Origin of the sequence: Luteolibacter sp. SL250 (assembly GCF_026625605.1) — a bacterium.
Taxonomy (GTDB): domain Bacteria; phylum Verrucomicrobiota; class Verrucomicrobiia; order Verrucomicrobiales; family Akkermansiaceae; genus Luteolibacter.
On sequence record NZ_CP113054.1, the window covers coordinates 2399549 to 2419063 of the forward strand.

A 19515-nucleotide genomic window follows, 5' to 3' on the forward strand; every position below is an offset into this window, starting at 1 on the left:
CGGATGGTTTCCATGTATGCCTGGACGTCGGCGAGGCGGAGGAGGCCGCTGGCGTTCGCTGAACTCGCACGGGTGCTGCCCGGGCGTTCTCAGGGGATCCGGTGGCCAGGTTCATTTCCGGGTGTTCGGAGTGGACCGGAACATCCCGGATATTTCCGTCGGCCGGGTGAAGGAGGCTCCGGAAAAATTGGGCTGGATACCCTCGTGCGGTTCGATTGACGAAACCATATCTTGATGCGGAGGGGGGGCTCAAGCCAGTCTGGACCGAGGTCTTGCTTGAACGGCGAACTTGAATTGCGTGAAATGTGGCAAGGATGCCCGATCGGATGCATCCCACCTGCGGCATGCTTTAGATTGGTGCGGTGGGGAGGTGGTGGTGCGGGATTTCCATTGTCCTTAGGATTAGTATTATATGAGTTGTCTGTAGGGGCGTGTGTATGCCTTTTGAGGTGTTTCCGGATGTGTCCATGCATTATAGTGGCATTCATGCCGGCTTACCCTGAAGGTTAAGGAATCGTCTCACTTTGGCGGCTCGATCTATCTGAATTTCCTCGACAGAAATTCTCCACTTCACTTATTCACTTGGTGTCAAAGTTTTCTTGTTTCAATCGTCCCAGGCCAGCCATGAAGACCCGTCCTCTTAATCCGTTCGTCCGCAGGAGCGGGCGCCTGATGTTCTCCAGTATCTTCTTCGCCCTCACGGCATGGATTCAGACGGCATCCGCGAACCCTGCGGATGGAAATGTGACGGTTGGTTCAGCCACCATTTCCCAGAACGGAGATATTCTGAGCGTGATCACGGCGACGGATCAAACCGTCATTGACTGGCAGTCTTTCTCCATCGGTATCAACGAGATCACGCAGATCACCCAGCCGGGCGCGAACTCCGCCACACTCAACCGGGTGGTGGGGACTATGCCCTCCGAGATTCTGGGAAGCCTGCTTTCCAACGGAAAGGTCGCACTTATCAATGAGCACGGGATCGTTGTCGGTCAGGAGGGTGTCATTGATACCAAAGGATTCATCGGTTCGACCCTGAACATTTCAAATGAGTCATTCCTTGCCAGCGGTGACCTGACCTTTTCCGGAACGTCCGAGGCCGGCATCGAGAACAAGGGGGCCATCATCGCCCGCGAAGGGGATGTTTATCTTTTCGGGCGGAACGTCCAGAACTCAGGGAGCATTGAAGCGCAGAACGGCAATGCCGGACTGGCTGCGGGAAGCGAGATCGTCCTGAGAAAGGCGAGCGAGGAGAATGTCTATGTGGAGGTGAAGGCCTCCAACCGTGGTGACAAGGTGGTGAACGCCGGTTCGATCAAAGCCATCCAGAAAGAGATGCGGGACAATGGGGGGAATCCCTACACCTATGCCATCAATGCGGGTGGCGAGGGTGCGACCACCGCGACCTTCATCCCGGGCGGCGGCGTTTACCTCGGAGCGGGGGATGAAGGCTCCGTCACCCATTCAGGCAATATCCAGGCCGTCAAAGGGGATAAGGGCGGCAAGGTGGATATCAGTGGTCGTGAGGTGACGTTGAAAAGCGGCTCCACCATTGATGCCTCCGGTGCGAAGGGTGGCGGCACCGTCAAGGTCGGCGGCGGCTATCAAGGGAAGGACACTTCCATCACCAATGCCAAAACCACGAGGATCGAGAAGGGTGCCGTGGTGAAGGCGGACGCCACCGTTGATGGCGATGGCGGGCGGATCATTTTCTGGGCGGACAACACCACCACCTACCAGGGGCACCTCAGCGCCAAGGGCGCTGGCAGTGGTGCCGGTGGTTTTGCGGAGATTTCCGGCAAGGCTGCCCTGGCATTCGGCGGCACCGTGGACCTTACCTCCGCCTCCGGAAAGAAGGGGGAGCTCCTCCTCGATCCGACCAATCTCACCATCCGGGCAGCGGATCCGGACTTGGATGGGGATGGCACGCCCAATGAAGTAGGTGATGATGATCTGACAGGCGATGTCGCGGCCGGTGATCCGGGGGTGGATAGCTTCATCACCGCGCTCCAAGTGCAGGCGATTTTGGGAGCCAGTAATCTCACACTTGCCGCCACGGACAACATCACTGTCGATGCGGGTGCATCCATCACCTGGAACACCGCATCGACTCTCACCCTGACTACCACGGCTGCTGGTGGGACGATCAGTGTCAACGGCGCGATCACCAACACCGCTGGGAATGGCGGCCTTGCATTGAACGCAGCGGGTTCGGTGGCCATCAATGCCGCCATTGGACTGACCGGAGACTTGAGTATTGGTGCAGGGGCGGATCTCAACATCAATGGAACCGTTGCCGCTGGCGGTGTGTCGGCACTCAGCTTTGGGCAATCGGGTGGCGCGCAGTTCACCATGACCGCCAGCGGAAGCCTCTCTGCGGGGACCACGGTCACCGGGGGGGCGGGCGATGATACGGCAACGTTCGGTGCCGCACCAGCCACCGCGATCACCGTTGATCTGGCGGGAGGTTCCAATAATGTGCACCTCAGTGGTGTTGCTGATACGGTTACTGCGACTGCGGCAAACACCATCGAATACGGCACTGCCACCATCAGCGGAGTCGGTACGGTTTTTGGCGGGACTGGCAGTGATAACCTGATCAATGCGATCGTGGGATCCAGTTTTGATGCAGGCAATAATTCGGTGGGCGGGATGACGTTCAACGAATTCCAGTCGGTGGACACGGCGCTGCTCATTCTGAGTGCGGGGGCCGATGTCTTCACGCTGACGGCGGTCGCTGGCGGTGAAGGCACCGGCACCATCGCCAGCGCCCCCGGATTTCTCTTCACTGGTCTGACCAGCGTGGATGCGCTCGGTGGCTCTGACACCCTGGTCAACAGTGTCGCGGGTGGGGCATTCGCTGCGGCGGGCAACACCATCGGCGGGGTCGCCTTCTCGAACTTCGAAACGGTGGACACCGCGTCGCTGACTCTGACGGGTGGCGATGACATCTTCACGCTGACGGCGGTTGCCGGCGGCGAAGGCACCGGCAGCCATACCGGCGGCCTGCTCTATACCGGCCTGACGAGCGTGGATGCGCTCGGAGGCTCTGACACCCTGGTCAACAGTGTTGCGGGCGAGGCGTTCGCTGCGGCGGGCAACACCATCGGCGGGGTCGCCTTCTCGAACTTCGAAACGGTGGACACCGCGTCGCTGACTCTGACGGGTGGCGATGACATCTTCACGCTGACGGCGGTTGCCGGCGGCGAAGGCACCGGCAGCCATACCGGCGGCCTGCTCTATACCGGCCTGACGAGCGTGGATGCGCTCGGAGGCTCTGACACCCTGGTCAACAGTGTTGCGGGCGAGGCGTTCGCTGCGGCGGGCAACACCATCGGCGGGGTCGCCTTCTCGAACTTCGAAACGGTGGACACCGCGTCGCTGACTCTGACGGGTGGCGATGACATCTTCACGCTGACGGCGGTTGCCGGCGGCGAAGGCACCGGCAGCCATACCGGCGGGCTGCTCTATACCGGCCTGACGAGCGTGGATGCGCTCGGTGGCTCTGACACCCTGGTCAACAGTGTCGCGGGCGAGGCGTTCGCTGCGGCGGGCAACACCATCGGCGGGGTCGCCTTCTCGAACTTCGAAACGGTGGACACCGCGTTGCTGACCCTCACGGCGGGGAACGACATCTTCACGTTGACGGCAGTTGCTGGTGGCGAAGGCTCCGGCAGCCACACCGGCGGTCTGCTCTACACCGGCCTGACCAGCGTCGATGCGCTCGGTGGCTCTGACACCCTGGTCAACAGTGTCGCGGGCGAGGCGTTCGCTGCGGCGGGCAACACCATCGGCGGGGTCGCCTTCTCGAACTTCGAAACGGTGGACACCGCGTTGCTGACCCTCACGGCGGGGAACGACATCTTCACGTTGACGGCAGTTGCCGGTGGCGAAGGCTCCGGCAGCCACACCGGCGGTCTGCTTTACACCGGCCTGACCAGCGTCGATGCGCTGGGAGGCTCTGACACGCTGGTCAACAGTGTTGCGGGCCAGGCGTTCGCGGCGGCGGGCAACACCATCGCCGGGGTTGCCTTCTCGAACTTCGAGACGGTGGATACCGCGTTGCTGACGCTCACGGGCGGCAATGACATCTTCACGTTGACGGCGGTTGCCGGTGGCGAAGGCTCCGGCAGCCACACCGGCGGTCTGCTCTACACCGGCCTGACCAGCGTCGATGCGCTCGGTGGTTCGGACACCCTGGTCAACAGTGTTGCGGGTGAGGCGTTCGCTGCGGCGGGCAACACCATCGGCGGGGTTGCCTTCTCGAACTTCGAGACCGTGGACACCGCGTTGCTGACGCTCACGGGCGGCAATGACATCTTCACGTTGACGGCGGTTGCCGGTGGCGAAGGCTCCGGCAGCCACACCGGCGGTCTGCTTTACACCGGCCTGACCAGCGTCGATGCGCTCGGTGGTTCGGATACCCTGGTCAACAGCGTCGCGGGCGAGGCGTTCGCGGCGGCGGGCAACACCATCGGTGGGGTCGCCTTCTCGAACTTTGAAACGGTGGACACCGCGTCGCTGACGCTCACGGGCGGCAATGACATCTTCACGTTGACGGCGGTTGCCGGTGGCGAAGGCTCCGGCAGCCACACCGGCGGTCTGCTTTACACCGGCCTGACCAGCGTCGATGCGCTCGGTGGTTCGGACACCCTGGTCAACAGTGTTGCGGGTGAGGCGTTCGCGGCGGCGGGCAACACCATCGGCGGGGTTGTCTTCTCGAACTTCGAGACCGTGGACACCGCGTTGCTGACGCTCACGGGCGGCAATGACATCTTCACGTTGACGGCGGTTGCCGGTGGCGAAGGCTCCGGCAGCCACACCGGCGGTCTGCTTTACACCGGCCTGACCAGCGTCGATGCGCTCGGTGGTTCGGATACCCTGGTCAACAGCGTCGCGGGCGAGGCGTTCGCGGCGGCGGGCAACACCATCGGTGGGGTCGCCTTCTCGAACTTTGAAACGGTGGACACCGCGTCGCTGACGCTCACGGGCGGCAATGACATCTTCACGTTGACGGCGGTTGCCGGTGGCGAAGGCTCCGGCAGCCACACCGGCGGTCTGCTTTACACCGGCCTGACCAGCGTCGATGCGCTCGGTGGTTCGGACACCCTGGTCAACAGTGTTGCGGGTGAGGCGTTCGCGGCGGCGGGCAACACCATCGGCGGGGTTGTCTTCTCGAACTTCGAGACCGTGGACACCGCGTTGCTGACGCTCACGGGCGGCAATGACATCTTCACGTTGACGGCGGTTGCCGGTGGCGAAGGCTCCGGCAGCCACACCGGCGGTCTGGTTTACACCGGCCTGACCAGCGTCGATGCGCTCGGTGGTTCGGACACCCTGGTCAACAGCGTTGCGGGCGAGGCGTTCGCTGCGGCGGGCAACACCATCGGCGGGGTTGTCTTCTCGAACTTCGAGACCGTGGACACCGCGCTGCTGACCCTGACGGGCGGCAATGACATCTTCACGTTGACGGCGGTTGCTGGTGGCGAAGGCTCCGGCAGCCACACCGGCGGTCTGCTCTACACCGGCCTGACCAGCGTCGATGCGCTCGGTGGCGCGGATACCTTGGTCAACAGTGTTGCGGGCCAGGCGTTCGCGGCGGCGGGCAACACCATCGGCGGGGTTGTCTTCTCGAACTTCGAGACGGTGGACACCGCGTTGCTGACGCTCACGGGCGGCAATGACATCTTCACGTTGACGGCGGTTGCCGGTGGCGAAGGCTCCGGCAGCCACACCGGCGGTCTGCTCTACACCGGCCTGACCAGCGTCGATGCGCTCGGTGGTTCGGATACCCTCAACAACGATGTTGTTGCCGAGGCCTACGCGGCGGCGACGAACACCATCGGCGGGATTGGTTTCTCGAACTTCGAGACGGTGGACACCGCGCTGCTCACCCTCACGGCGGGGGATGACACGTTCACGGTTACGGGCAATGGCACCGGCAACCATACCGGCGGGCTGCTCTACACCGGCTTGGCCAATGTGGACGCGCTTGCGGGCAATGACCTCATCAATCTGAACGGGGTTGCAGCCGATCACGTGATCCAGGTCAACGGCGCCAATTCCGCGACGACCTCGGGCATTACGTTCAGTTCGATTGAGAACATGGACGCGCAGGGCGGCACGGATACCGTCAATCTGACCGCCGGCAACGATACCTTCCAAGCGTTGTCAGCAGGTTCAGGCACCACCAATGGCATTCGTTTCATCGCAATCGAAAACGTGAATGGCGGACTCGGAACCAATACCTTTGCCGGAACCGTCGGAACGGAAGCGTGGAACATCACCGGCTCCAACGCGGGCAACGTGCTGGGCCTCACATTCACCGGCTTCTCCCAGATCCATAGTGGCGGCACGCTCATCGACCGCTTAACGTTCACTGGAAGTGGTGATATCACCGGCTTCATCAGTGCCAATGGACTCCTCGCCCCCGCATTGTCCGACCTGCAGTTCGTCAACAACGGGGTCTCCACGGTCGTCTCAGGCAGGGTTGATGCAGCCGGACTCCGGGTCACCAGTGCCGGAAGTGGTAATTTCGAGATCAAGAATGCGGGCAATGTCCTGACCACAGTTTCAGCGGATCTTGATGGTTCCCTGAAACTGGCCGACTCTGATGGTTTCACGGTCGGAACGGTGGATGGTGTGACCGGCATCACCACGACGGGCGATGAGATCGAACTCGGGCAGGTCGGAGCGGGAACCATCACCCTCGCAGCGGATGTAACCACGCAATCCCTCATCGCGGGGAACGTTTCATTCGGTCGCCCGGTTGTCCTTGCGGCGGACGTGACCGTCACCGGCGGCGGCATCATCTTCACCCAAACCGTGAATGGTGGATTCAGACTCACAGCGAATTCATCCGGCGACACCCGGTTCGAAGGCTCGGTCGGCGGGACGACGGAATTGAGATCCCTCACCACCGATGCGGGAGGCACCACCTTCCTTGGTTCGGTGGCAGGGATTCAAGTCAACACCACGGAATTCCAGCAGTATAATGATGCTGTAAGGCTTGTTTCGGACGTCGGAATTTCGGCGTCGCAGGTGACCTTTGCCACGACGGTTGACGGTGATGCTGCCGCGAGGGGCCTCACGGTCACCGCTGCGGGCGACACAATCTTCGGTGGCTTCGTTGGTGGCAACACGGCGCTCGCGTCCCTCACCACTGATGGCGGTGGCTTCACCCGGATCAATGGAGAGGGGGTGACCACCGTTGGCGACCAATCCTATGGCGATGCGGTCACGCTCGGCGCGGTGAATTCGGTCCTCGACGGAGCGAACGTCCGCTTCAGTTCGACTCTTGATGGCGCGGCCGCAGGCCGCACGCTGGTCGTCAATACTTCCGGTGGTGGATCCACAACCTTCACCGGTAATGTTGGATCGACAGTGGCGTTGGAAAGCATTGAGACCAATGCGGACGGAAGCACCACGTTCGGTGGCGCCGGCGCGTTCAGCATCACCACCACCGGTGACCAAACCTACAATGACAATGTGATCCTCGCCTCCAATACCACGATCTCAACGGAAGATCTGAGGTTCGGCGCGGATGTCAGGTCGGTCGGCGGTCCTTTCTCCCTTGAGATCGGCCATACCGGAGTTGGCAGCGAGGTGACCTTCACCGGATTGGTCGAGAATCTCTCGGATCTTGTGGTCGGTAGCATTGCTTCTTTCATCCGGGACACGGATGGAAATCTGGAACTGCGTGACATCGGGAGAGCCACTCTCAACAGTGCGCTCGACTTCGCTCGTCTGACGCTGAGCGGAAACATCGGCACCGCCGGGGATTTCACCGCAGTCAACCCGCTCAACCAGATCGACGTGCTGTCCTTGGGTGGCGGAGAGATCGGAGACCTCCGTTTGCTGGACGCTGGAATCTCCGGACGCACGGGCTTCGGCAGCATTCCCGGCCTTCCGGAACCTGGCTTGGTGCTGACAGGGAACGGTTCAACGATAGCCAGCGGCACCATGGTGGTGCTGACTGAAGGTGGCATCCATGTCATTGCGGGAGGCGGCGGTGGTCCAAGCTTCACGGGCGCGGGCAACGTCATTCTCGTCGCCGGAACGACTCCGGGTGCCCCTGGAACCAACGAGTTCCGCAGCAACGCCGATTTGGGCGCTGACATCAATGGCGGTGCGAAACTGTTCATTGTCGCCAACAGCATCGGCACGGAAACGGATGGAACCAACTTCATCGGCTCGGACTTCAGTGCGATGGCGGGCGGAGGAAGTCCATTCTCCACCACGGAGTTCAACTTCAGCTTCGGCGGCCAGACCGGCGCCACATTGGTGAATACCCTGAATGCAGGGAGCTTCGGGGCACCGAACGCACTCCATCTCTTCGGGGCTGGTCCGGTGATCGACACCGGTGGTTCGGACGTGGCCGCCCTGATCCGCGCCTTCTTCAACGACTTCCTCAGCACGACGAACCTGATCTCGGGTGATGCGGAGAGCATTGTTGAAATCGGCAAGCTGGCCCGCTTCGAATCCGGCCTGTTCCCGCCACTCTATGGTCCGTTCTCTGTCACCAGCTACGAGCATGAGTGGTATGAGAAGGAAGTCGGCGGCCAGGTGCCGGAGGACAAGCTCTACTACAAGAGACGCTATCCGCTCTACCTGAAGCAAGGTGGCCAGCCGCCTGAAGTGAAATACGACGCGATCATCGAAGACTGACCGATCACGCCGGATTATCAATCCCTCCCGAAGCAAGTTTCCCATCACCTGCCACCATCATGCGCTCCCGTTCGCTCGCGTCCGCCGCCACCCTCGCCACCAGTGCGTTGCTCACCTTTGTCACTCCGTCGTCCTCGCAGGAACCGGAGAACAAGGCGGAGCCCAAGCCAGCGGCGGATCCTGCCCCTGCCGCTCCGGCTGCACCTGCCGCCCCTGGCGCGCCCGCTGCACCCGCCGCCCCGGTTGGAGAAAATGTGCCGATCCCTGCTCCCTTGCCGGAGGGGCAGATGCCGCCGGACCCGGCGCTGTTGCCACAGGGATTGCCGGACGGGCCCGGGCTTCCGATCGCACCGGTCGCTCCGATTCCCAGTGGCCCGGCGCGCCGCAGCCAGGTGATCACGCTTTCTCCCGCCGGTGCGCAGATTCCGCTCCGGGGAGTTACGCTCATCCCTGACAAACGGGTGAAGATCGGTGACCGCCCACCGCTCGATGTAACACCCGTTGACGGGGTGAAGCTTCTCGGCGGAATCCAGGATCCTCCGGCGAAAGAGGAGCTGCTGCGGGAGATCGACGGCCGCTTCCTCAACAAGCCGCTCACATTCGGAGGTCTGGAAGATCTGGTGAAACTGGTTGAGAACCATTACATCCGCCACGGCCGCCAGCTCACCCACGCCTTCGTGCCGTCCCAGGTGATCACGGACAAGGTCGCCATCGCAATCTTGGAAGGAAAGGTCACCAAGCTTGATGCGAAATCCGTGGTCCCTGAAGATCGTTCCTGGTGGGCGTCGTGGTATGACGAGCCATACTCGCTGGACAAGATCCTTGAGAAAGTCCGCGACAAAACGGCGAACCTCAGTGCCGTCGAGCCTGTCGAACTCAACAAGGTCCTGCTCGATCTGAACCAGAGTCCGTGGGCGAGGCTGGAGCGCCCGGTGCAGCATCCGTTCCGGCGGGTCACCGCGAAATACAGCCCGGTGGAGGACTACATCGGCCAGACGGAAGTGACCTTGCTTGTAGAGCAGAAGCGCCCGCTGCGCTTCTTCACCGGCTATGACAATGCGCTTACGGACCTCCTCGGGGAGGACCGGATTTATGCCGGCTTGGTTTGGTATGACGCATTCGCGCTGAACCTCGACCACCAGCTTGCGATCCAGTATTTCACCAGTCCGGACGGGGACTTCATCGAGGGTGTCGCTGGCAGCTATATCGTCCCCTGGACTGAGAAGCAGACAACGGAGATCTACGCGGCCTATTCGGAGAGCGTTGCCGGTATCACCATCGGGGGCATCCCGTCGGATGTCACAGGGGAAAGCACCGTCGTTGGCTTCCGCCACTACTACGAACTTCCGCCCATCGTGGCCGGTGGTGAGATCATCCGGGGCGACGGCTATGCCCGTGAAGCGGACGGACGTCTGGCATGGTGGACCTTGGGCAAACGTGATCGCCAGAGTTTCGGCATTTTCCATGAGGTGGGTGCCGGTCTCGACTTCAAGAGCACCGACAACAACCTCCAGTTCGGTGGTGCGACCGTCACCGCGGACTCCGCGGACATCCTGCAGCTCGTCCTTGAATACAATGCGCGGCAGACGGATGCTTCCGGTGAGACCACCTTCAGTTGGAAAAACCATTTTGGTATCGGCGGCAGCAGTGATGCTGAGCTGGGGGCCCTGCGGAATGGGGCGGAGTCCAGCTATTGGTATACGAAGGTGGAACTCGACCGTGAACATGATCTGCCTTGGGGCATGTTGGCACATGGCCGCCTCACCGGGCAATATTCCACCGACAACCTGTTGCAGAGCGAGCAACTCGGCTTCGGTGGCTACAACTCCGTCCGAGGCTTCCCGGAACGTTCTTTCCGGGGGGATAACGGCTGGTTGCTCTCTCTGGAACTTTACAGCCCTGCGATCCATCCACTTGGACATCTCTTCCCATCCCTGGGCTGGGCGGATGAACTCCGCTTCCTGATCTTCACCGACTGGGGTAGTGGCAGCGCCTCCGAGGAGTTCGCCGCGGACCCCCTTGACGACGACCAGACCATCGGCTCCGTGGGTATCGGCCTCCGCTATGACGTGAATGACAACCTGCGGCTCCGGATCGACTACGGCATCCAGGTGCAGCAACTCGACGAGCCTCCGTTCCCGCAGGGAACCAACGACAACCAGACCCATATCGGACTGGTCTGGACGTTCTGATCGGATGCTCCGCCGTCCCGCGCCTGGTCCAGCGGAAGCCCCTGATGGGGATCCCTGGGCCGGCCGGGGCGATTTCTTTCTCCCTGTATTCTTCCGTGGATGAATCCAATGGGAATCACTCTTCCCGGACAATCAGGTGGGATCGGTGGAAATATAACTGGGGAAGATGATCTTCCAGGGTGTTTTGTCATCTTCGGACAGGTCGGGGATATCGTTACGGATTGATTTGGAAACAGCTCCCGCCAGTCATGGGATATTCTGCCGGTATTGGCACGAAAGTGGATGGATTTTTCTCGCCAGTGTTACCCTTCCTGCTAGCGTGCTTAGTTGAAATCCATGGCGACCCCAACCCAAGAGCACCGCAGTCTGGCCCTGGCGACGCCGTTGGGTAAAGATGTGCTGGTCATTGAGCGGATTTCCGGAAACGAGTCCCTCAGCACCCCGTTCGAATATCGTGTGACGGCTGTGGCCACCAAGGATGGGTTTTCGTTTGATGATCTCATCGGGCAACGGGTGACCGTCACCCTTGAGATGGAGGAGGAAGGCAGCCGTTACTTCAACGGGCACGTTTCACAGGTGGTTCACACGGGATATGCCCTTTCGGGGCTTTCACGGTATGAACTGACCGTGGTGCCATGGATCTGGTTTCTCTCGAAGACGGCGGATTGCCGGATTTTCCAGGACAAATCCGTACCGGAGATCGTGAAGGAAATCTTCTCCGATTTCGGATTCAACGATCATGAGTTCAGATTGACCGGCTCCTACAAGCCGCGGGTCTATTGCGTGCAGTACCGGGAGACGGATCTCAACTTCGTGCAGCGGTTGCTTGAGCATGAAGGCATCTATTACTTCGCCGAACACACATCTTCCGGGCACAAGCTGGTGTTCTGTGACGCCATGTCCGCGCACAAGCCGGTTCCCGGGTTTGAGTCGTTGCTCTACCGGGCACATGACAGCGGCCTGCGGGATCATAGCCGCATCCACTCCTGGCATGTCCGCCAGCGCGTCACGCCGGGTGCGTTTGCCGTCAATTCGTTCAACTTCGAAACTCCCGTTCCGTCTCCCAGCACCAAGCTCCTCGGACTCAGCATGCAGCCCCACGGCCATCGTCTGGGTGACTACGAGATGTATGACAACCCGGGGGATTTCATCGAGAGGTCGGAGGGGGAGAGGTATGCGAAGATCCGCCGGGAGGAGGCGCAGGTATCCACGAAAACCATCACCGCCACCACGGATGCGAGAGGCCTCTTCGTCGGGTGTATTTTCGGCGTGAAGGAGAACCCGCGGAAGGACCAGAACGGCCAGTTCCTCATCACCAGTGCTTCTTTCCAGGCCCAGTGCGGCAACTACAGCTCCGGCTCGGGGACGGGAGAGGACACCTATGAATGTTCGTTCTCCGGGATCCCGAAGAGTGCCACCTTCCGTCCCGCCCGCAACGCCTATGTCCCCGTGGTCCAGGGGCCGCAGACCGCCATGGTGGTGGGGCCCTCCGGTGAGGAACTCCACACCGACAAATACGGGCGGGTGAAAGTCCAGTTCTTCTGGGACCGCTACGGCAAGTTCGACGCCGGCAGTTCCTGCTGGGTCCGCGTGGCCCAGATCTGGGCAGGCAAGGGCTGGGGAGGCATCACCATCCCGCGCATCGGGCAGGAAGTCATCGTCGAATTCCTGGAAGGAAACCCGGACCGCCCGATCATCACCGGCCGCGTCTACAATGCGGATGCCATGCCGCCGTATGAGTTGCCCGGGAACGCCACCCGCAGCACCATCAAGACCAACTCCAGCAAGGGTGGGGGAGGGTTCAACGAGATCCGCATCGAGGACAAGAAAGGCAGCGAGCAGATCTTCATCCATGCCGAGAAGAACCGCGACCTCCGCGTCAAGAAGGACAATTTCGAGTTCATCGGGGAGAACGAGCACGTCATCGTCAAAAAGGACCGCTTCGAGGAAGTGGAGGGGGATGTGCACTTCAAGACCGGCGGAGAGCAGAACGAAGAGGTTTCCGAAAGCCTGTCCACCAAGGCGGGGCAGAACATTTTCCAGAAAGCCGGTCTGAGGTTGGCACAGGAAGCCGGCACGGAGATGCACCTGAAGGCCGGCATGAATCTCATCATCGAGGCGGGCATGTCCATCACGCTCAAGGCGGGCGGAGGATTCATCACCGTCGGCCCCACCGGCGTCGCCATTTCCGGGACACCTGTTCTCATCAATTCCGGGGGAGCGGCAGGCAGTGGCGCCGGCTGTTCGCCCACGCCTCCGCAGAAGCCGAAGGAAGCGGACAAGGCGAACCCCGGCAAATCCGACAAGGCGGCGAGTGGCGGCAGCGACAAGAAGAAGAAATCTCCCGGACCGGCGTCACCGACCGCCGTTGTTCTCAAACAGGCCGCCCAATCCGGAACTCCTTTCTGCGAGATCTGCGAGAAAGGAAAGAAAAGCTGATCCATGGCCGCACCCGCACCGATCTCCCCGCAGCTCCAGCTCCGGGATGCCCTCTTCCCGACCGAAGGGGACCCAAACCTCGCCACTTACACCATCATCGACGGTGCCGCCTGCGAAGGCCTGCTCGACCGGCTTGATGAATTCAAGCCGGAGTACTGCTGCCTCTATGCAGGCGAGCTTGAGGAGGATATCGAGGAAGTGGCTCCGTATCTCATCCAACTGGAACACGACCACCCTTTCACGCTTTGGCTGCTGGAGAACATCAAGGCCAAGCCATGGGGGATTTTCTGCAAGGCCCCTTCGACCTTGAGGGAAATGCGGAAACACTTCCGCAAGTTTCTGATCGTGAAGGGACCGGAAGGGAACAATCTATATTTCCGTTTCTACGATCCCCGGGTGTTGCCGACATTCATCAAGAGCTGTGAGGGAGAGCAGAAGAGCCAGTTCTATGGGCCTGTGGAATGCTATCTGTGTCCAGGCCAGCAGATGGGGGGCATGAGCAGGCTGTCACGTTCCGATCTGAACCTGTAACGGCGCATGTTGATCATCTCAAGACAACAGATGATGGTTCTGGACTCTGAAATGTTGGAGCGTGACGTTGCAGGGCTGGCGGAGAGACTGGGGCGGGAGCATCCGAAGGAATCCGCGATCGTCCCTCCGGACAGCCGTGTTCCGTTCATCCGGGAGTCGGTGGAAGAAGCAAGGGCCTGTGGATTGCGGACCAAGGATCAGATCTACCTGTTTGCCGAAGCACGCATGCTGTTCGGGCCGGGATTCCACAAGGACAATGGATCCCATGGAGACCTGGCAAACTGTCTCCAAAGGAGTGAAAATACCGCCGACGAAAAAGCCAACGCCCTTTCCGAGGAACTGGCGCTTCACGCTGCATTTCCCCCACCATGATCACCCGGCCGCTTGATCCAAATGCGGTGGCCGCAGCCGATGCCGCCATCCTTGCCAAGACCGGAGGGCGGAAGTTGACGATGGCGCCTGAGGATGCCGCTCTGCGCAAGGAATGGGCCGATCAGTACAAGAAATCTCTGCCACCTGCGGACAATCCTGCTCCGCCGCCACAGCAGCGTGACATGGGGGCGAGCCAGGAGATCTGCCCCCTGCCCCCCACCCCTGAAAAATCAGAGTTCGACAAGAAATTCGAAGCTGCGACCGGGGGGATGACTGTGGATGAATCAATCGACCTCTACAAAAAGCAAACCGGGAAGGATCTGACCCGCGAACAAGTGGAGGCCATGTTCACGGATTCGGATTCGGCAAAGGCTTTGCTTGAGGCGGACAAGGATCTGCATACGACCTACCGCGACATCCTGAACACCAACATCCCGGCCTCCAAGGAGGATGCGGAGGCGCAGGGCTTCAAGAAATTGCCATGGCACCAGAGCATATTTCATCAGGATTACTACAATCCCTTCGGATCGAATGAAAAATATGTCTCCGCCGACGGTCATCGGGAAGTGGTGTTCGATTCCAACGGTGAGGTGGTGTCTGACAGATCGAATCTGGGCACGTTCAATTTCTTCGGACCGGACAAAGCTGGAGATCACAAGGCGGCCGACGTCGATCCGTACATGAAATGGGGGAATTGAGAATGGATATTACCGAACAGAAAAAGGCCAGACAGGCATTGGAAGAGTCATCCGAGTGGCTGGTCCGGAAGGGGATTGCCGTTTTCCGGAAGGACGGAGCGGCAGCGGTCGGCAAGTTTCTGGCGGCGGAGTGGGGAGTCCAACTGTGGGTTGCTCCGAAAGTAGGCGAAGGGCGCGCGCTTGCCCATTTCCGGACGAAGTTCAGGGGGATCAAACATCAGGTGATTTGTGTGAGCCGGATCGAGGAGGCTGGGATCGAAGAGTTTTGGGTGATCAAGGAATTTGCGGAGGAGTGGGCGGGCGGTGGTGAATCATGTCGTTTCGTCCTCGTCAAAGCTGGGATTCTGGATGGAGACCGGGAGATCCTTTCCATTTCCAACAGTTTCGGTGAGGCTGGTGGAGCCAACGCTGCGGCAGCACGGCTCTCCGCTACTGATGCCAGGGTGGTGCACGATCTTGAACCTTATCGATACTCGAAGGAGTATGCGGGGAGTCGATTCGAAGGACTCCGCAGCGAAGCGGACGGGAAAGGCGGCTATCGGTTTGTCGGGAATGCGAAGGAGCCGGGAAAGTAAGCGGGTTGGCAGCTTGGGACGAGTGTTGGCAAAATCGCGACCGCCGGTCATCCAGCCGTCCATCCTGTGTCACTCCTCCGCGTACATCTCCTGGTAGTCGATCAGTTCCTTCTTCGCCGTACCGTTCAGGACGCGTGTCTGGATGTAGGTCTTCCTACCTGGAGGGAACTTCTCCAGCTCCAGGAGTCTTTTGACCAATTCGATGGTCTCCGGGGTGTCGGAAGTTTTCACCAGGCCTCCACCCCAGTCAAATGACGGGAAGGTGAGAACTTCGAGGGTTTTCAAATCGGTTTCGTCCTCAATCACACCGTCGATCACATGCGAGACCAAATTCCGGTATTCCTCCGCGGGGAGTTTCTGGAGGCTGTAGGCGAGGATCTGCTTCTGCTTCGGGGTCAGGACCAGATGACGCAACAGTGTTCTGGCGTCTTCGATGATTCCACCTGGGTTTTCGTAAAGAGCGATGAAGGTCTTTGAGGAAAAGAGATCGCCGGGCACGGACAGATCTTCGATCTCACGGTCGATCTCCATGATCTGTTGGATGAGCTTGGAAAGGGATGGATTCATGGAAATCTGCGGTAGGTGAAACTATCTCCGGCTTGGCTATCCCTCCATCCCCAACCGTTTTCAACGACTTCCGATTCAGCCGCGGAGATGGTGAGGCGTTTCATCTCCACGGTTTCTTCCGCGTTTTCCCCCTCTGCGAGCGTTCTTGATCCACTTCCGTCCTTTGGGTAGCTGATGATCCCCACGTGTCCGGTGGCGTCGGAATATTGCTTCGCCTGTGCGATGACATCGCCAGGTTCCGGGTCAGTGACGACGACGGACGTGCCCAAGCTTCCGGTGGAGCTCGCCCAGTGGCCGGCCAGTGGGGGATAGCTTACATCCGACATGCGGCGGTAGCTGAAACGGGTCTTCAGTGGCACGGTCTCTCCACTGGCCGTCAGCACCTCATAGACGAAGCCGTTACACTTGTTCGTATCCGGAGGGAGGTAGGGCGGGCGGTCCGCCACATAGGCCCAGTCCGTGCTGGACACGTGCTTCTTGGCATTGTCCACGATCGTATTCTTCTGCGTGTATTTCGTGGTGATCTGGTAGGTCCCGGGTGGCAGGCCGGTGAAGACCGTGGATCCGGTCGCATCAGCGGTCTGGGTGGCCGTCACGGGGCCCGTGATGGTGACATCCACGAATTTGACGGGGTTCGGGATGACGTTGTAGAGGGCGGTCACCTTGAGTGTGGCGGTCGCCTCCTTTGGACAGGGTGCGACCGGAGCTGCGACCGGAGTTTTCCCGGACGATCCGGACGGAGGGTTCATCTTGCCGCCATTCGCCTCGTAGGAATCCATCCACTCGGAGCGCAGAGCTGCCTGGGAGCTGTCCTTCGGATCCAGTGGCTGCTTGTTTCCGGCTGCATCGTAAAGGGGATTGGGACGGGGATCCCCGGCATGGGCGGAATAGATCGCCGCATCCGCCGCCTTCACCGCGGCAGGATCGAGGGGACGGGCGGGACGTTTGCTCATGGTGAAGAAAGTCGTTGTATCCTGCCAGGCTCAGCGGTTCCCGAAGGTCGCCCAATCGGAGAGCTGATCGACTTTACCCGTCCCGGAGATGTTCGTTGCGGAAAGGATGGCGTCCGCACCTGGCCGCTCATGCAACTCCCAGTCGAGATCCGCGAGAATCTCCAGATACACCCTGACATCCGGCTCCAGGTCGATGCCGTGTTGGTTCGCTTCAGTGATCCCTGCGGCGATCTTCCCTTCGAGCTCAGCCCGCGGGAGTTCCCTGCAACCGCCGAAAGCCGCGGAAAGATGATCTGCCATCGTACGGATGAAATTCCCGCGCTGTGCCGCAGCGAGGCTTTCCATCTGGGATTTGCCGATCCTGAACATCTGCCGTTGAAATCCAGGAAATGCTCATCCCCCGATCATGACCGTGGGGCATCCCATCGTGATCGTTCCGCCGTGTGCGGTCATGTCTCCCATCCTTGCTGCGGGTTTGCCGCCGATCATGACGGAAGTCGAACCCTTCACAATGGAGTCCGGCGGGCCCACGCAGACGCAGGTGCTGCCTACGGCGGCGGCCGGAATGAAGCCGATGATCACCATCGGGTGGCCCGGGGTGACAATGGGGCCGCCGACATGCGGAACAGGCGGCGTGCCGGGCGTGGCCATCGGGCATACATGCAGGTCGGTGACTCGGGCGGCTGGAGGCATGGGGATGGTGGGAGCGTTCTTGTCAATGAGAGCAAAACAATCGCTCCGATGCAAGCTGGGAATCGGCGGCTGAGGATTCATATTTCGGATCAGGCAACACTATGGTATGTAGTGTTTTATATATTTGTTCGTGTGTCTGGATCATCACTCGGGATGCGTTCTTTGATATGATCAGGGTGGGATGTGGGGGTTCTCCGTTGACAGATGAGCTCGTGCCAATTTAATGATATGGCATGAAGATTGATTGGGTCGCCGTCTATGGTTTCGTGAAATCTCCAATCGGAGCGATCGGGTTCATCGGCAGTGATGCGGTGGCGGTTGCCGCTTTCTTCGATGACCGGGATGGCAACAAGGATGGCCGGGTGTCCATGGCCGAACGGATCGCCTCGATGGCGCTGTTCAACCTGGAAGGGCGGGCCGTCGTGGAGGTTCTCATGCAGGCACGGGTCGATCCGGACATCATCGGGCGGGACCCGTCCGTTCAGACGATGGCCTCCAAGATGTACCTGAACTTCGCGCGCGGCCTGATCGCGCAGGGTATCTATACGGCCTATTTCGCGCCCGGGGTCAGGATGTTCGGCGCGAAAGCGGCGGAAATCATCACCACCAGCACGGTGAAGCAATTTGTGATCCGGAAGGGGTTCGAGAAGGTCGTGAAAGAAGCGTTCGCGGCGGGCCTCCGGTAAGGGGATCTGGATCGGAGCCACTCCTGCGGATTGAAAATTGCGGGCTGGCTCCGCTTCTCCAGGGGGATTTGGGCGAAGCGCGCGGAAGCATCAGGGATTGCGTTTCTCCAGCTTCATCAGGCTTTCCAGAAGCTCGCGGGAGCGGAAGCCGAAGGCTTCGCCGCTTTTGACGTCGATGAGTGTCACATGGGTGATCTTTGGATTACCAAGAAGAATTTTGCTGATCTCATCGATTTCGTGTACGATGACGGGATCCGTGCTGTTGATGATCTTCGGATTGGCGGCTTTGTTGATCGCTTCATAGTGGGCGGCCCTGTTCACGTAGCCGACGACTTCGCCTTGCAGGCTCTGGACATATCTTCGGGAGACCAAGGTCCAGATTTCCTTGGTGAGATCGTTCTGTGTTTTCCCGAACTCGCGCGAATAGAGCTGATAAAATCCATTTTTCTTCAGGATCATCTCGAGCGATGTCAGGCCCTTGCGGCGGGCGATTTCTTCCGCCGTGCGGAAGTCTCCCAGTTTTGACCATAGCATGCCCTTGCCGGCGGGAACTTCGAACTTCAGGGAATTGATATAACGGATCCAGCGTGCCTTCTGTGCTGCGGTATTGCCCGCCCTGATGGTCCGGCCGATCTGTGCGCCGCCTTTTCCCAGCCAGGATCCGAGTTTCGCCCAGCCGATGGCACTGGCGAGGGTGAGGGTGGCATCCGCGAAATGGCGTGCGGCGACCTGGATGTCAGCGTCGTTGCAGGCCTTGACCGCCGTGTCGTAGTATTTCACATAAGCTTTCAGCGCCTTGATCGCGTCCCATCCGATGGCGATGATGGTGGCTCCCGCGATGATGATGTCGGCGACGAAACCGACTCCGAAAAAATGGCTGCCCGCCCAGATGGCGGCCACTCCGGCGATGACCGCCATGGCTTCCGGGGTGAGGAGTTCCGAAACCCGTTCCCGCAGTTCCTCCGGCATCAAAGGCAGCGCCTGGTAGGCGGCGTCAAGCAGCCGGTCGATATCCGATGAGTGGACCGTGACGGTGGTGGATTCCCGCTCCATGCCGAGCGGCCCGTTCGCCGTACATTGTCCGGCGGTCGGCATACCGGAAGGGGAATTGGAATTGCTGCCCGCCATCGATCAACAAGATA

The 19515-nt window shown here is 60.3% G+C and carries 13 protein-coding genes; 8 read left to right on the forward strand and 5 right to left on the reverse strand.

Annotation, left to right across the window (positions count from 1 at the left end; all coding sequences use genetic code 11):
- The first annotated feature begins 624 nt into the window (after positions 1-624).
- From OVA24_RS10625 to OVA24_RS10655, 7 genes are all read left to right on the forward strand, one after another.
- Complete coding sequence (locus OVA24_RS10625; RefSeq protein WP_267675221.1) at positions 625-8667, forward strand: filamentous hemagglutinin N-terminal domain-containing protein; 8043 nt, start codon at positions 625-627, stop codon at positions 8665-8667.
- A 59-nt stretch (positions 8668-8726) separates the two neighbouring features.
- On the forward strand, positions 8727-10859 hold the full coding sequence (locus OVA24_RS10630) for a ShlB/FhaC/HecB family hemolysin secretion/activation protein (RefSeq protein ID WP_267675222.1): 2133 nt from the start codon (positions 8727-8729) through the stop codon (positions 10857-10859).
- 336 nt (positions 10860-11195) lie between these two features.
- On the forward strand, positions 11196-13298 hold the full coding sequence (locus OVA24_RS10635; protein WP_267675223.1) for a type VI secretion system Vgr family protein: 2103 nt from the start codon (positions 11196-11198) through the stop codon (positions 13296-13298).
- A gap of 3 nt (positions 13299-13301) precedes the next feature.
- Positions 13302-13829 (forward strand): DUF4123 domain-containing protein, encoded by a 528-nt coding sequence (locus tag OVA24_RS10640; RefSeq protein ID WP_267675224.1) that lies wholly within the window; start codon positions 13302-13304, stop codon positions 13827-13829.
- A gap of 6 nt (positions 13830-13835) precedes the next feature.
- Entirely contained in the window at positions 13836-14201 is a 366-nt protein-coding gene (locus OVA24_RS10645) for a hypothetical protein (RefSeq protein ID WP_267675225.1), read from the forward strand.
- Entirely contained in the window at positions 14198-14899 is a 702-nt protein-coding gene (locus OVA24_RS10650) for a hypothetical protein (protein WP_267675226.1), read from the forward strand. Before OVA24_RS10645 ends, OVA24_RS10650 begins: the two co-directional genes overlap by 4 nt.
- A 2-nt stretch (positions 14900-14901) precedes the next feature.
- Positions 14902-15474: a hypothetical protein gene (locus OVA24_RS10655; protein WP_267675227.1), complete on the forward strand. Its 573-nt coding sequence runs from the start codon at positions 14902-14904 to the stop codon at positions 15472-15474.
- Between the two features lie 69 nt (positions 15475-15543).
- Here OVA24_RS10655 and OVA24_RS10660 read toward each other — a convergent pair whose 3' ends face one another.
- From OVA24_RS10660 to OVA24_RS10675, 4 genes are all read right to left on the reverse strand, one after another.
- Positions 15544-16041: a hypothetical protein gene (locus OVA24_RS10660; protein WP_267675228.1), complete on the reverse strand. Its 498-nt coding sequence runs from the start codon at positions 16039-16041 to the stop codon at positions 15544-15546.
- Positions 16038-16994, reverse strand: coding sequence for a hypothetical protein (locus OVA24_RS10665; protein ID WP_267675229.1), 957 nt, complete (start codon positions 16992-16994; stop codon positions 16038-16040). Before OVA24_RS10665 ends, OVA24_RS10660 begins: the two co-directional genes overlap by 4 nt.
- Before the next feature lie 30 nt (positions 16995-17024).
- Positions 17025-17294, reverse strand: a complete 270-nt coding sequence (locus OVA24_RS10670) for a hypothetical protein (protein ID WP_267675230.1) — start codon at positions 17292-17294, stop codon at positions 17025-17027.
- Positions 17295-17387: 93 nt separating this feature from the next.
- Entirely contained in the window at positions 17388-17687 is a 300-nt protein-coding gene (locus OVA24_RS10675) for a PAAR domain-containing contractile injection system baseplate protein (RefSeq protein ID WP_267675231.1), read from the reverse strand.
- 233 nt (positions 17688-17920) lie between these two features.
- On the opposite strand from OVA24_RS10675, the gene OVA24_RS10680 reads away from it, so the two are divergent.
- Positions 17921-18373, forward strand: coding sequence for a hypothetical protein (locus OVA24_RS10680; protein WP_267675232.1), 453 nt, complete (start codon positions 17921-17923; stop codon positions 18371-18373).
- 90 nt (positions 18374-18463) lie between these two features.
- On the opposite strand, the gene OVA24_RS10685 is transcribed toward OVA24_RS10680, so the two are convergent.
- A complete protein-coding gene (locus OVA24_RS10685; protein ID WP_267675233.1) occupies positions 18464-19468 on the reverse strand; it encodes a hypothetical protein in 1005 nt (334 codons plus the stop codon).
- Positions 19469-19515 lie beyond the last annotated feature (47 nt).

Coding starts and splice junctions, on each gene's coding strand:
- OVA24_RS10650 (WP_267675226.1), top strand. CDS start 14,198: ATGATCACCCGGCCGCTTGATCCAAATGCGGTGGCCGCAGCCGATGCC.
- OVA24_RS10665 (WP_267675229.1), bottom strand. CDS start 16,994: ATGAGCAAACGTCCCGCCCGTCCCCTCGATCCTGCCGCGGTGAAGGCG.
- OVA24_RS10630 (WP_267675222.1), top strand. CDS start 8,727: ATGCGCTCCCGTTCGCTCGCGTCCGCCGCCACCCTCGCCACCAGTGCG.
- OVA24_RS10670 (WP_267675230.1), bottom strand. CDS start 17,294: ATGGCAGATCATCTTTCCGCGGCTTTCGGCGGTTGCAGGGAACTCCCG.
- OVA24_RS10685 (WP_267675233.1), bottom strand. CDS start 19,468: ATGCCGACCGCCGGACAATGTACGGCGAACGGGCCGCTCGGCATGGAG.
- OVA24_RS10640 (WP_267675224.1), top strand. CDS start 13,302: ATGGCCGCACCCGCACCGATCTCCCCGCAGCTCCAGCTCCGGGATGCC.
- OVA24_RS10655 (WP_267675227.1), top strand. CDS start 14,902: ATGGATATTACCGAACAGAAAAAGGCCAGACAGGCATTGGAAGAGTCA.
- OVA24_RS10675 (WP_267675231.1), bottom strand. CDS start 17,687: ATGCCTCCAGCCGCCCGAGTCACCGACCTGCATGTATGCCCGATGGCC.
- OVA24_RS10660 (WP_267675228.1), bottom strand. CDS start 16,041: ATGAATCCATCCCTTTCCAAGCTCATCCAACAGATCATGGAGATCGAC.
- OVA24_RS10645 (WP_267675225.1), top strand. CDS start 13,836: ATGTTGATCATCTCAAGACAACAGATGATGGTTCTGGACTCTGAAATG.
- OVA24_RS10680 (WP_267675232.1), top strand. CDS start 17,921: ATGAAGATTGATTGGGTCGCCGTCTATGGTTTCGTGAAATCTCCAATC.
- OVA24_RS10635 (WP_267675223.1), top strand. CDS start 11,196: ATGGCGACCCCAACCCAAGAGCACCGCAGTCTGGCCCTGGCGACGCCG.
- OVA24_RS10625 (WP_267675221.1), top strand. CDS start 625: ATGAAGACCCGTCCTCTTAATCCGTTCGTCCGCAGGAGCGGGCGCCTG.